Origin of the sequence: Phenylobacterium sp., assembly GCF_037189685.1 — a bacterium.
Lineage (GTDB): Bacteria > Pseudomonadota > Alphaproteobacteria > Caulobacterales > Caulobacteraceae > Phenylobacterium.
This window is the reverse complement of sequence record NZ_JBBCIT010000009.1, coordinates 26,853-39,257: the sequence shown is the minus strand read 5'-3', so window position 1 is coordinate 39,257 and position 12,405 is coordinate 26,853. Positions and strand designations below refer to the sequence as shown.

Sequence of the window (12,405 nt, the reverse complement as noted above, 5' to 3'; positions counted from 1 at the left end):
TAGGGATGGAAGCGGGGATGACGGGTATCGTGAGGCGCGCGGTGCTGGCGGCCGCGGCGTTCGCGCCGGCGGCGGGCGCGCGAGCATGGCCGCGGGCGCGTTTCCAGGATGTCGATTCCTTTCTCGAGCGCCTCGTGTCCGGGCGGCGGGTGGCGGGGGCGGCGATCCGCGTGGCCCGCCGCGGCGAGGTGCTGTATCGCCGCAGCCTCGGCCTGGCCGACGTCGCCCACGTCGCGCCTCTGGCGGACGATGCGATCTACCGCGCCTACTCGATGACCAAGCCGGTCGCGGCCGCGGCGATGCTGCAACTCGCCGAGGACGGGCGTCTCGACCTCGATGCGCCGATCGCGAAGCTCGTCCCGGAACTGGCCCACCTCAGCGTGCTCCGAGCCCCCGGCGCCGGGCTCTCCGATGTGCGGCCGGCGGCGCAGCCGGTCACTGTCCGGCGCCTGCTCACCCATACAGGGGGCTTCACCAACAACTGGAGCGGCGGTCCCGTGGCGGCCCGCTACACCGAACTGGGGCTGATCGGCGGCGCGTGGTTCCGAGCCGGCGGTCCCGACGGGCTGCCGGACTTCGCGGCGCGGCTGGCCCAGGCGCCCCTCATGTTCGAGCCGGGACGTGAATGGGCCTATAGCCTGGCCTTCGACCTCTGCGGGCTTGTGGTCGAACGCGCCACGGGCCGCAGCTTCGGCGAGCATCTGCAGCGCCGGGTGTTCGAACCCCTGGGCATGTTCGACACCGGCTTCCACGTCCTCCCGGCTTCGGCGGGACGCCTGACGTCGGTCTATACCCGGAAGGACGGCCGGCTGGTGCTGCACGAGGCCGCCGATGGGTCGCCGTTCCTCTCGCCCCCGCGGGCGGAATCCGGCGCCTCGGGGCTGGTCACGACGCTGGAGGACTACGGCCGGTTCGCCGACATGATCGCCGGCGGGGGGCGGCGGGGCGCCGCCGTGGTCCTGCACGCCGACAGCGTACGGCAGATGACGACGGCGCAAGTTCCCGAGGCCGTCCTGGGCGACGCCCTCGTCCGCTTCTCAGGAGTCGGCTCGGGGGCCTCGGGTGCAGGCCTGGGCTTCGGGCTGGGCGGTTCGGTGGTGGTGGATCCGGGCGCGGCGGGGACCCCCGGCCGGGCGGGCGACTATTCCTGGGGCGGCGCGGCCAGCACCACCTTCTTCGCCTCGCCCGATCTCGGCCTGTCGGCGGTGCTCATGACCCAGCTTTTCCCCTCGGGCCAGATCCCGCTGCACGACGGCCTGAAGGCGGCCGTGTTCGCCGACCTCGGCCTTTCGGCCGCGGCGTGAGCGGCGCGGCCGGCCATTCCTCCCCGAGAGCCTGGGGTCGCCGCGGTCGCCAGCCGGCGGCGGCCCCGTCCTTTCGGCCCACCTTTCCGGCTTCAGTCTGGATTGCACGGGACACCGCAACGGTATGACTTCGACGACTCGCCAGACCGGCCTGACCCCGCTTCCGCTCTTCCTGTTCCTGATGTTCCTGACCTCGACGGCCAACATGGCCGACCGCCAGGTCATCGGGATCGTGGCCGAGCAGATCAAGCTGGAGTTCGGGCTCAGCGACACGATGCTCAGCCTGATCAGCGGCACGGCCTTCGCCCTGGTCTATCCGCCGCTGGGCCTGCCGCTGGCCTGGCTGGCCGACCGTCGGAATCGCCGGAATCTTCTAGTGGGCTGCCTCAGCTTCTGGAGCGCCGCGACGGTCGCCTGCGGGTTCGCGCCCGGGTTCTGGACCCTGTTCCTCGCCCGGATGGGAGTCGCGGTGGGCGAGGCGGGATACGCCCCCTGCACGCATTCGCTGATCGCCGACTACACGTCGGCCGAGCGCCGCGCACGGGCGTTCTCGGTCCTGCTTCTGGGAATATCGGCGGGTGGGCTCTTCGCCTCCACCGTGGGCGGCTTTGCGGCCGAACACTACGGCTGGCGTGCGGCTTTCGTGGCGGTGGGTCTCCCGGGCCTTCTCACCGCGATCGCGATCCTCTGGTTCGTGAAGGAGCCGCTGCGACAGCAGGCCCACGTCGCGCCGCCGCCCGCGCTGGCCACCCTGAAGCGCCTTCTGTCGACGCCGGCCTTCACCTTCTGCATCACGGGATCGGCGGTCCACCTGATGGTGACCTACGCGAAGGCGGCCTGGGCGGTGGCGTTCTTCATGCGCGTCCACGGGCTCAGCGTCAGCGAAGCGGCGATCCTCGTCGGCTCGGTGGGCGCGGTGGCCGGGGCGATCGGGACCGTCGCGGGCGGGTTCATCGGCGACCGGCTGGCCGTCATCGATCGCCGCTGGCTGGCCTGGTGGCCCGCGATCACCGTCCTGCTGGGCTTTGCGGTCGGGGCGCCGGCCTTCCTGACGGGGAACCTGTTCTTCGCCGTCGCGGGCGTCTCGTTGTCGGTGTTCCTGAACGCGCTCTACCAGCCGTCCACCTACGCCCTGGTGCAGACTGTCGCCCAGCCGCGCGAGCGGGCCACCGCAGCGGCGCTGATGATCTTCATCCAGAACATCACCGGCCTGGGCCTGGGCCCGCTGCTCACCGGCCTCCTCAGCGACCGCCTGGCCCCCGTCTACGGCGTGCAGTCGCTGGGCTACGCCCTGGCGGCGGTGTTCGCGCTGAACATCGTGGCGGCGGTTCTCTACTTTTTCTCCGGCCGGGCGTTCGGGCGGGGCTGAGTAGCCGGCCGATGTCGATGATCGACACCGATCGGCCAAGCTTGATTGTCATTAATTTACATAACGAACCAGGGAGGGTTGGATGAACAGGTGGACTTTGGGGCTGGGGGTGTCGGCTCTGGCGGTCCTCGCGGCTGGGAACGGCGCGTGGGCGCAGAACGCGGCGACCGACGTCGAGGAGGTCGTGGTCACCGGCACCTTCCTGGCCGGGACGCCCGAAGGCGGGGCCCAGTCGGTCGACGTCATCACCGCCCAGGAGCTGGAGCAGCGTGGCGCGCCCACGATGGTCGAACTCATCAAGACGATCGGGGCGTCCCAGAGCGTGGTGGGAGAGAGCAACCGGTTCCTCGGCGGCACGGCCGGCGCAGCGACGGTCAACCTGCGCGGCTTCGGCGCGGCGCGGACGCTGGTGCTCTTCAACAGCCGGCGGCTGGCCTATGCGCCCAGCGCCGCGCCTTCGGTCTCCAGCGCGGTCGACATCAACCTCATTCCGCAGGCGGCCATCGGCCGGATCGAAGTGCTGCGCGAAGGGGCGGCGGCGACCTACGGGTCCGAAGCCGTCGGCGGGGTGGTGAACTTCCTCTCCCGCCGGGACCTCGAAGGTCTGGAGCTCGACGCGAGCTACGGGTTCATCCGGGGATCCAACGGCGACTACAGCGTCAACGGCGCCTATGGCTGGCGGAATGACCGGGGCAACCTGCTCCTGACCGCCGGCTATCGCCGCCGCAGCGAGCTGTGGCTCATCGATCGCGACGAATGGTCCATGCAGCCGCCCACCACCAACGCGGCGGGCTGGTCGACGGCCTCGACGCCGGGCGTCTTCCTGACGGGTACGGCGGCGCAACTGGCCAGCGGCGCGTTCGCCACCTCGTTCCTGGACAACGGCTGCGTGGAACTGGGCGGCGTGCTGGCCAACCCCGCCTCGCCGGCGGCCGGGTGCCGCTATCACCCGACGATCAGCGACAACCTCGTCAATGACGAGCATCACTATCAGCTCTATGGCGAGGTGAACTTCGACCTGGCCGACGACCTGGAATTCCACGGCGAGGCGATGTGGGTGCGCCGCGTCGTGCCGCACGAGCGGGTCATGGCGGCCAGCTCCACCACGCAGTTCCCGTCGCCGATCGCGGCGTCGGGCGGTTCGCCGGGCGGCGGCACCTCGCCCTATCCCGCGGTGGGTCTGAACCAGCAGTCGCGCTTCTATGTGCCGAACACCAACCCCGGCCTCGTGGCGTTCCTGGCCCAGAACTGTCCGGGCCTGGGCGCGGCCGTCTGCACGAACGCCGCCGCCAACGGGGTGGTGGCCTCGCCCACCCTGTGGCGGCCGTTGGGATTCGGCGGCAATCCGCTGACGGGCGGTGCGGCGCTTCAGAGGCGCCAGGCCGAGGCGTTCCGGGTGGCCGGCAGCTTCAAGGGCCGCCTGCCCATCCTCAACGCGAAATGGGATGCGGGCGTCACCTACATGCGCGCCGAGGGCTATGCCGAGAACGGTCCCGGCACGTCGGTCAGCCGCCTGCAGCTGGCGTTGAGGGGCCTGGGCGGGCCGGGCTGCAACCCCGCGACGGGGACGCCGGGCGTCGGCCCGTGCCAGTACTTCAACCCGTTCGCCAACGCCTATCCGGGCAATCCGATCACGGGCGAGCGCAATCCGTTCCATGCGCCGGCCGCCGCCAACTCGGCCGAGGTGTGGGGCTGGATCGAGGAGAACACTTTCGTCGAGTCCGTGAACCAGCTCTTCACCGCCGACGCCGTGCTGTCGGGCGAGGCGCCGATCACGCTGCCGGGCGGCGCCGTCGCCTGGGCGGTGGGCGGCCAGTGGCGCTATGACTCGACGCTTCTGCGATCGTCGGCGGACCTGGGCGCCACGCCGTGCGTGGACAGTCTTCCCTACGGCGACGGCCTGCCGCTCTGCACCGGCGGCACCGGACCGTTCACCTTCGTCTCGGCCTCGACGCCGATCGACGTGGACCGCAGGGTGGCCGCAGGCTTCGCCGAGCTGAGGATCCCGCTCACGACCGACTTCGAGATCACCGGCGCGGTCCGTCACGAGCGCTTCGGCGGCGCGTTCGGGTCGACCACCAACCCGAAGCTTTCGGCCCGCTGGCAGGCGACGCCGTGGCTGGCGGTCCGGGGATCGGTGGGTACGACGTTCCGTGCGCCGGACCAGACGGCGCTGTCGCCCAGGTCGACCCGCGGCGTGTCGCTGTTCACCCTGCCCGGCGTGGGCGCGCTGTATCGCACCGTGGACGTGGCGGGGAATCCCGGCCTCACGCCGGAGAAGGCGACGACCTATAATGCCGGTCTGGTGGTGCGGGCGGGCGGCTTCTCAGCCACGGTGGACTACTACAAGATCGCCTTCCGCAACGAACTGACCAACGAGGTCGCGGGCCGGGTGGTCTCGACGATGTTCCCGGGAACGTCTCCGGCCACCTGGGGCTGTGCGAACGCTGTCCTGCGGGCGCGCTTCACGTTCTCGGACGATGGCGACCCGACCACCGACGACTGCACGCCGGCCAAGCTGCTGGGCGTCCGCACCAACCTGATCAACGGTCCCGACGTGGACACCTCGGGCGTCGACTTCAACCTGCGCTACGACATGCCGTTCGCTGACGGCGAACTGTCGTTTGCGGCCGAGGGAACCTACCTGATCGCCTACAAGCGGGGGGATGTGGTCGCGCCGGAGGGCTTCCTCATCACCCCGGCGGCCAATCGCGCGGGGACCAGCGAACTGCTGAACGCCTTCTATTCCTATCCCCGCCTGAAGCTGATCGGCAGCATCAACTACAATCGCGGCGACCATAACCTGCGGTGGGTCACGCGCTTCCAGGAGGGGACCGACAACCTCGTGACCGGCGCGCCCACACTCCGGACAAAGGACGAAATCCAGCACGACCTGATCTATGCGGGGATGATCGGCTGGGACACGCGGGTCACCATCGCGGTGAAGAACATCCTCGACAGCAATCCGCCGTTCGCACGCAGCCAGTACAATTACGACTACACTCAGGGCAGCCCGCTCGGGCGGGTGGTCGAGATCGGCCTGCGTCGGCGCTTCTGACCTGCCGGGGTGACGTCCGGCGCCGGTCGATCGGGCGCCGACGGCGCGGTCTGGGCCGCGTCAGGCTTCGTTCCGCAGGCGCAGGATCTCGTCCAGCGATTCCAGCACGACGCGGCGTCCTTCGGCGTCGGCCGCCTCGGTGTCGCCGTCGCGGACGGCCTGGACGATCCGGGCCCAGGTCTCGGATGACCGGCGTTGGCGGCCCTTGCCGAAGACGCCGGCCCAGGGCGCGGCGATCTCGCGTTCGAAGTCCACCAGGATGTGCGCCAGGTACGAGGCGCGTCCGATTCTGTTGATGATCTCGGACATCCGGCGGCGCACCTGGATGTAGTCGGCGACGGCGCCGTCCGGGTCTTCGGCGATGCGCCGCAGCAGCGCCACGCCGTCGTCCAGGGCTTCCAGGGCTTCGGCCGGGCGGTGCTCGGTCTCCGCGGCCATCCGCATCCCCAGGCCGCTCAGGTCGGCGCGGATGTGGAAGATCGAAGTCAGTTCCTCGGCCGTGAAATCGCGGACCACGGCGCCCGCCCGGCCTTCGAGGCGCAGGAGGCGTTCGCGCTCCAGCAGCTTGAGGGCGTCGCGGACCGGGCCGCGGCTGACGTCGAATTCCGCCGCCAGGGGCACTTCGCGGATCCGTTCGCCGGGCTTGATCTCGCCGAACTGGATCCGTTCGCGCAGGCGATCGGCGATCTGCTGCGCCAGGTTCGGCGAGGAGCGTCGCACGCCAGCGCCGAGGTGGGCGGTCGTCTTGAGGTACCGTTGCGTCTCGCTCATGCCGCGGCCTGGAGCAGAAGCCGCTGCAGGGCGACCCGCTGGAGCAGTTCGCTCAGCCGCGGGTCCTGGGCGCGCTGTCCGAGGCGCTCCAGCTCGGATCGGGTCGCCAGCAACTGGGCGTACCGGTCGCCGCCGCGGGCCGGACCCTTGAAAACCCTGTCCGCCTTGGCCTGAAGCAGGTTCAAAAGCACCTGCCACACCCGCTCGACCTCCTCGATGCGGAAGTCCGATGGCCCCAGGATGGTCGCGCCGCGCCGGGAGCTGAAGCGCACCGCGCCCAGCATCTGCAACCGGTGAATGACGTTGCGGGCAAAGGCGTGGGTGCCTCCGCAGACGCCGGCGACATCCCGCTCGGTCAGCCGCTCGCCGGGCGCGAGGACGCCGCCGAACACCTGCTGGACAATGTATTCCGCCGCATCTTCAGGATCCATGGCTCGGTCGGTCGACGCCTCCTCCGTCGGGCTGAAGTTAGCGGAACCTCCCGCGGCTGCGAAAGGGGCCATTGTCAGGGCGAAGACGACCATCTGCCAAAATCGCGCATTTAAATGTAGATTATTGACAATAAGGGTCGGTCGCCTAGGGTGCCCCTCCGGAGGCGGGCGTGAGAAGCGGATTGGACAGTGGGGCGGGGTTGCCGGCGTTGCGACGGGTCGGGCCGGGATGCGCGATGGCGCTGGGGCTCGGCGCATTGGCCATCGCGATATCGGGTTCCACCGCCTTGCCGGCGCCGCTGCTGGCCCTGGCCGCCGGCGTCCTCGTCCGTCCGATGGCGGGCGGCGTCGATCTCGCCCCCGGCGCCCGTGTGGCGGCCGGCCCCCTTCTACGTGTAGGCGTGGTTCTCCTGGGCCTGCGCATGGACGCCGAGGTCGCGAGCGCCGTGGGCTGGCCGACGGTGGCGCTCCTCGGTGGGTTGATCGCGGCGACCCTGGCCTTCGGGCTCGGCCTGGGTCGGGCGTTGCGCCTGAGTGCCCGGTTCAGCGCCGTGCTGGCGGCGTCCACGGCGATCTGCGGCGCGGCGGCCGCCCTGGCCGTCTCGGCCGTCACACCGGCGTCGCCGGAACGCGAGCGGCAGGCTGCGGTGGCGGTGGCGGCCGCCACCGTCTTCTCGACCGTCGCCATGATCCTCCTTCCGGGCCTGGCGGTCCTGTTCGGATTCGACGCCCGGCAGGCGGGCTTCTTCCTGGGGGCGTCGATCGCCGACGTGGCCCAGGTGGTGGGCGCCGGCTATGCCCTCTCGCCCGAGGCCGGCGACGTCGCCGTGGCGACGAAGCTGACGCGCGTGCTCTTCCTGGTTCCGGTGGTGCTGATGGCGGCGCTGGCGTTCCGCGGACGGGATTCGCTGGGACGGGTGCGCGCGCCGCTGTTCGTGCTGGCGTTCTTTGGGGTCGCCATCGTGAGCATCCTGGGCCTGGCGCCAGCCGCCCTCAGGCCTCCGGGCCAGGCCTTGTCGGACCTCGCCCTGACGGCGGCGGTCGCGGGGCTGGGCCTGACGTTGCCGGCGCGTGCGGTCTTCGAGCTGGGTGTGGGGCCACTGGTGCTCTCGTCCTGCGGCATGGCGTTCATCACCGCTGTTGCGGCGGCGGTATCTTTCCTATGATGTCAATAATCGACGATTTGGCCTGTGGCCGGAGGACGTTCATGAGTTTCAAGGTCGAAGCCCGCACCGCCAAAGGCCCGCGTGTGCGCAACGCGTCCGGCCGCGCCAGCGATTTCCGGCACATCCGCATCCGGCGTGTCACGCCGCTGATCGGGACAGAGATCGAAGGGGTCGACCTTTCGCGGCCGTTGGCCGACGAGGTCTTCACCGAGGTCCGCCAGGCGCTCGAGGACGGACTCGTCATCTTCTTCCGCGGCCAGGACATCACGCCTGAACAGCAACTCGCCTTCGGACGCCGGTTCGGTGACCTGCACGCCCACCCTGCGGCGCCCCATGTGCCGGGCCATCCCGAGCTGATGATCATCGAGGCCGACGAGAACTCCGAACGCGCGAACGGCGAGGGCTGGCACAGCGACGTCTCGTGCGACGAGGAGCCGCCCATGGGCTCGATCCTGCTGATCCGGCAATGTCCGCCCGAGGGCGGGGACACCCTGTTCGCCAACATGTACGCGGCCTATGACGCGCTCTCGGATCGGATGAAGGCGCATCTGGAGGGCCTGACCGCCGTGCACGATGGCGAGCATGTCTACCGTGGCCTCTATGCGAACCTCGGCGTGGCCGACAAGCCGACCTACCCGCGCGCGATCCATCCGGTCGTGCGCATCCATCCCTGGACCGGTCGGCGCAGCCTGTATGTGAACCCGGCCTTCACGACGAGCATCGTCGGCCTGCCCCGGGACGAGAGCGACGCCCTGCTGCGATACCTCTACCAGCATCTCCAGCACCCCCTGTTCCAGTGCCGGTTCCGCTGGGAACCGAACACCATCGCCTTCTGGGACAACCGCTGCGCCCAGCATCACGCGATCTGGGACTACTGGCCCCATCGCCGCTCGGGACACCGGGTCACCATCAAGGGCGATCGGCCCGTCTAGCGGCCGACCCCGCCCAGCTACTGGCCCGGACCCCTTCCGCGCACGCGCCTTTTCCGCCTTCGACCCGCCCCAGGACTCTGCATGCCCGTCGTGCTCAGAGGAAGGCCGCGACATGTCGCAGACGCCGTCGATCGACGACGCCACCCTCCCACGCTGTCCCAGCGCCTTTGGCGCGGAGTCAGTTGGCGCCTTCCAGCAGGCGCCTCGCGATGACCTGGGCCTGGATTTCGCCGGCGCCCTCGAAGATGTTGAGGATGCGGGCGTCGGCCAGGACGCGGCTGATCGGGGTCTCGACCGCGAAGCCGGTTCCGCCGTGGATCTGCACGGCGTTGTCGGCGGCGGCCCAGGCGATACGGGCGGCGGTGAGCTTGGCCATCCCGGCTTCGAGGTCGCAGCGGCGGCCCTCGTCCTTCGCGCGGGCGGCGAACCAGGCGAGGCGGCGCGCGCCCAGGATTTCGGCCGCCATCATCGCCAGCTTGTTGGCCACGCGCGGGAAGCGGGCGATCGGCTCGCCGAACTGCCGGCGGGTCAGGGCGTAGTCCAGGGCCAGGTCCAGGGCGTTCTGCGCCACGCCCAGGGCGCGGGCGGCGGTCTGGATGCGGGCGCTCTCGAAGGTGGCCATGAGTTGGACGAAACCCTGGCCCTCCTGTCCGCCCAGCAGGTTGGCGTGGGGGACCTCGAAGCCATCGAGGCCGATCTCGTACTCCTTCATGCCCCTATAGCCGATGACGGCGATCTCGCCGCCGGTCATGCCCGGGGCTGGGAAGGGCTGGCCCTCGGTCCCGCGGGGCTTCTCGGCCAGGAACATCGACAGCCCCCGGTGGTCCTTCTTGTCGGGGTCGGTGCGGACCAGCAGGGTCATCAGGTCGGCGCGGGCCGCGTGCGTGATCCAGGTCTTGGCGCCGTAGATCTTCCAGACGTCGCCCTCGCGCACCGCGCGCGTGCGCAGGCTTCCCAGGTCGGACCCCGCCTCGGGTTCGGTGAAGACGGCCGTGGGGATGGTCGTCCCGGCGGTGATGCCCGGCAGGAAGCGCGCCTTCTGGGCCGGCGTGCCGTGCGCCAGGATCAGCTCGGCGGCGATCTCGGAGCGGGTGCCCAGCGATCCCGTGCCGATCCAGCCCCGCGACAGGGCCTCCGACACGACGCACATGGCCACCTTGCCCAGCCCCGAGCCGCCCCAGGCCTCGGGCGCGGTCAGGCCGAAGACGCCCAGGTCTCCCAGCTCCCGCAGCAGCGACAGCGGAATCAGTTCGTCGCGCATGTGCCAGCCGTGGGCGTGGGGGACGATCTTCTCCTCGGTGAAGGCGTGGAACTGGTCGCGGATGGCCTCGAGGGTCTCGTCCAGGCCGCTGGCCTCCAGCGAGGGTCCCCCGCGGGCCTGCTCCAGCAGCTCGACGATCCGGTGCTTCACCGCCTGCGACGCGCCGGGCCGCAGCCGGCCCAGGATATGGCTCAGCCGCTCGGCGGGGGCGAAGACGTCGGCGGGACGGAAGATCTCGCCCTGGTTCATCGGCACGCCGCCCTGGAGCTGGCTCAGGTATTCGTGCGCCAGGAGCTGGGCGGGCAGGGCCTCGGCCTCGGTGAGCCGCCCCTCCGCCTCCAGCGCGCGGGCCCAGGCGGCGGTCTGGCGCAGCGTCTCGGCGTAGGCCGCGGCCCAGGCCAGGCCGTGCGCCGCATGCTGTTCGGCGTCGACCGCGGCGCGGTCCACGCGGCCGTCGTGGCGCACCCGCCCCATCACCGCGTTTCGGATCGCGGCCGCCAGGCTGGCCGCCTCGGCGGCTGCATCGTCCAGGACCTGGGTCAGGTCGGGCAGGATCAAGGTCGTCGTCGCGGCGCTCATGCCGGCCTTATGCCACGCTTGCGTTGCGTCAGGTCAGGCCGACGTGCTGCTGTGGCTCCTGAAAAATCCGAGGAAACGCCCCATGCTCGTGGTTCACCACCTGAACGATTCCCGCTCGCAGCGGATTCTCTGGCTGCTGGAGGAACTGGGAACCCCGTACGAAATCCGGTTCTACGCGCGGGACGCGGTCACGCGCCTGGCGCCGCCCGAGCTGACGGCGGTCCACCCGCTGGGCAAGTCGCCCGTGATCACCGACGGAGGGCGCACCGTCCACGAATCCGGGGCGATCGTGGACTACATCCTGCGCCGGCATGGCGGCGGGCGGCTGATCCCGGCGGCCGGCACGGACGCCTACGAAGCCTATAGCCAGTGGCTCCACTACGCCGAGGGCTCGGCGATGCTGCCGCTGATGCTGATGCTCTACACGGGCCGCCTGGGCGAGGCGGCCGCGCCGCTGCAGCCGCGCATCGAGAGCGAGCTGGCCAACCACCTGGGCTACATCGACCGGTCCCTCGCGGGGCGCGACTGGCTGCTGGGCGACGGGATCACCGGCGCCGACATCAACCTGAGCTTCGTGGGCGAGATCGCCGGCGTCTTCGGCCGCTGGCCGCAGCATCCGAACATCGAGGCCTGGGTGAAACGCTTCCAGGCCCGCCCGGCCTACAAGGCGGCCCTGGAGAAGGGCGGCGCCTACAGCTACGCGCGATAGCCCCTTCGGGATCACTCGAACGGCGGGAAGTCGTCCTCGTCGGGAATGCCGTCCAGGAAATCGAAGACCGCCGCCTTCAACGACCCGTGCGGGATGGCCGAGAAATGGTCGCAGCCGGGGAGCGTCTTGCCCTTGCCATGGGGGAAGACGGCGGCCAGTTCGGCCGGGTCGCCCGCCAGGTCGTCCCAGGCGCCGGCCACGACCAGCACCGGCATGGGAAGCCGGCCCAGCGCCGCGCGGTCCAGCGGCGGACTCACGGCGGCCGACGAGGCGGCGAGGGCCTGGCGGTCCTCGCCCTGTTCGTCGGCGAAGTGGCGGAAGCTCTTCAGGAAGTCGTTCTCGATGGTCTCGGGGTCGTCCGTCCCCATGGCCTGGGCCATCGCCTCGGCGGCCCCGGGCCGCGGCGGATCGAACAGCTTTCCGCCGACGCCGCCCAGAACCAGGTTCGAGACCCGGTCCGGGGCGTCCAGGGCGAGCTGCATCGCCGTGCGCGTGCCCATGGAATAGCCGAACACGTCGCAGCGCCCGACGCCCAGGTGGTCCAGCAGCGCCAGGGCGTCGGCGGCCAGGTTCTGGCGGCCGTAGGCGGCGGGATCGTGGCTCTTCTCGCTCTCGCCGTGGCCGCGCTGGTCCAGGGCGATCACCCGCGTCCCGCGCCGTTCGAAGGCCGTGTACCAGCCGGTGCGCTTCCAGCCCTCGGCCCGGTTGGACGCGAAGCCGTGCAGGAGCAGCACGGTGCGCTGCGCGCCGCCCGGCGGGACGATGTCGTCGTAGGCGAGGGTGACGCCGTTCAGGGTGATGCTGGCCATGAGGCGCGACCGTAAG

General features: G+C 70.7%; 10 protein-coding genes. 6 read left to right on the top strand and 4 right to left on the bottom strand.

The window, feature by feature from the left end:
- Positions 1–17: 17 nt before the first annotated feature.
- The 3 genes from WG212_RS06085 to WG212_RS06075 all read left to right on the top strand — a co-directional run bounded on the left by WG212_RS06085 (position 18) and on the right by WG212_RS06075 (position 5,731).
- Positions 18–1,304: a serine hydrolase domain-containing protein gene (locus WG212_RS06085; protein WP_337186187.1), complete on the top strand. Its 1,287-nt coding sequence runs from the start codon at positions 18–20 to the stop codon at positions 1,302–1,304.
- A 124-nt stretch (positions 1,305–1,428) separates the two neighbouring features.
- Positions 1,429–2,673: an MFS transporter gene (locus tag WG212_RS06080; RefSeq protein WP_337186186.1), complete on the top strand. Its 1,245-nt coding sequence runs from the start codon at positions 1,429–1,431 to the stop codon at positions 2,671–2,673.
- 82 nt (positions 2,674–2,755) lie between these two features.
- Entirely contained in the window at positions 2,756–5,731 is a 2,976-nt protein-coding gene (locus WG212_RS06075; protein WP_337186185.1) for a TonB-dependent receptor, read from the top strand.
- Between the two features lie 60 nt (positions 5,732–5,791).
- Here the strand turns inward: WG212_RS06075 and WG212_RS06070 are convergent, their stop codons facing one another.
- Positions 5,792–6,502 carry a GntR family transcriptional regulator gene (locus WG212_RS06070; RefSeq protein ID WP_337186184.1) on the bottom strand — a complete coding sequence of 237 codons (711 nt, stop codon included), beginning with the start codon at positions 6,500–6,502 and terminating at the stop codon, positions 5,792–5,794.
- The gene (locus WG212_RS06065; protein ID WP_337186183.1) at positions 6,499–7,026 is read right to left on the bottom strand and encodes a hypothetical protein; all 528 of its coding nucleotides are present in this window, start codon (positions 7,024–7,026) and stop codon (positions 6,499–6,501) included. Before WG212_RS06065 ends, WG212_RS06070 begins: the two co-directional genes overlap by 4 nt.
- A 143-nt stretch (positions 7,027–7,169) precedes the next feature.
- On the opposite strand from WG212_RS06065, the gene WG212_RS06060 reads away from it, so the two are divergent.
- Positions 7,170–8,099, top strand: a complete 930-nt coding sequence (locus WG212_RS06060; RefSeq protein WP_337186182.1) for a putative sulfate exporter family transporter — start codon at positions 7,170–7,172, stop codon at positions 8,097–8,099.
- A gap of 41 nt (positions 8,100–8,140) precedes the next feature.
- The gene (locus WG212_RS06055; protein ID WP_337186181.1) at positions 8,141–9,031 is read left to right on the top strand and encodes a TauD/TfdA family dioxygenase; all 891 of its coding nucleotides are present in this window, start codon (positions 8,141–8,143) and stop codon (positions 9,029–9,031) included.
- 178 nt (positions 9,032–9,209) lie between these two features.
- Here WG212_RS06055 and WG212_RS06050 read toward each other — a convergent pair whose 3' ends face one another.
- A complete protein-coding gene (locus WG212_RS06050; protein WP_337186180.1) occupies positions 9,210–10,871 on the bottom strand; it encodes an acyl-CoA dehydrogenase family protein in 1,662 nt (553 codons plus the stop codon).
- 82 nt (positions 10,872–10,953) lie between these two features.
- Between WG212_RS06050 and WG212_RS06045 the strand changes: the two genes are divergently transcribed.
- Positions 10,954–11,580 carry a glutathione S-transferase family protein gene (locus WG212_RS06045; protein WP_337186179.1) on the top strand — a complete coding sequence of 209 codons (627 nt, stop codon included), beginning with the start codon at positions 10,954–10,956 and terminating at the stop codon, positions 11,578–11,580.
- An 11-nt stretch (positions 11,581–11,591) separates the two neighbouring features.
- Here the strand turns inward: WG212_RS06045 and WG212_RS06040 are convergent, their stop codons facing one another.
- Positions 11,592–12,389 (bottom strand): alpha/beta hydrolase, encoded by a 798-nt coding sequence (locus tag WG212_RS06040; RefSeq protein ID WP_337186178.1) that lies wholly within the window; start codon positions 12,387–12,389, stop codon positions 11,592–11,594.
- Between the last annotated feature and the right edge of the window lie 16 nt (positions 12,390–12,405).

Excerpts from the sequence above, each read along its gene's own strand:
- WG212_RS06065 (WP_337186183.1), bottom strand. The coding sequence starts at position 7,026 with ATGGTCGTCTTCGCCCTGACAATGGCCCCTTTCGCAGCCGCGGGAGGT.
- WG212_RS06080 (WP_337186186.1), top strand. The coding sequence starts at position 1,429 with ATGACTTCGACGACTCGCCAGACCGGCCTGACCCCGCTTCCGCTCTTC.
- WG212_RS06045 (WP_337186179.1), top strand. The coding sequence starts at position 10,954 with ATGCTCGTGGTTCACCACCTGAACGATTCCCGCTCGCAGCGGATTCTC.
- WG212_RS06085 (WP_337186187.1), top strand. The coding sequence starts at position 18 with ATGACGGGTATCGTGAGGCGCGCGGTGCTGGCGGCCGCGGCGTTCGCG.
- WG212_RS06060 (WP_337186182.1), top strand. The coding sequence starts at position 7,170 with ATGGCGCTGGGGCTCGGCGCATTGGCCATCGCGATATCGGGTTCCACC.
- WG212_RS06040 (WP_337186178.1), bottom strand. The coding sequence starts at position 12,389 with ATGGCCAGCATCACCCTGAACGGCGTCACCCTCGCCTACGACGACATC.
- WG212_RS06075 (WP_337186185.1), top strand. The coding sequence starts at position 2,756 with ATGAACAGGTGGACTTTGGGGCTGGGGGTGTCGGCTCTGGCGGTCCTC.
- WG212_RS06050 (WP_337186180.1), bottom strand. The coding sequence starts at position 10,871 with ATGAGCGCCGCGACGACGACCTTGATCCTGCCCGACCTGACCCAGGTC.
- WG212_RS06055 (WP_337186181.1), top strand. The coding sequence starts at position 8,141 with ATGAGTTTCAAGGTCGAAGCCCGCACCGCCAAAGGCCCGCGTGTGCGC.
- WG212_RS06070 (WP_337186184.1), bottom strand. The coding sequence starts at position 6,502 with ATGAGCGAGACGCAACGGTACCTCAAGACGACCGCCCACCTCGGCGCT.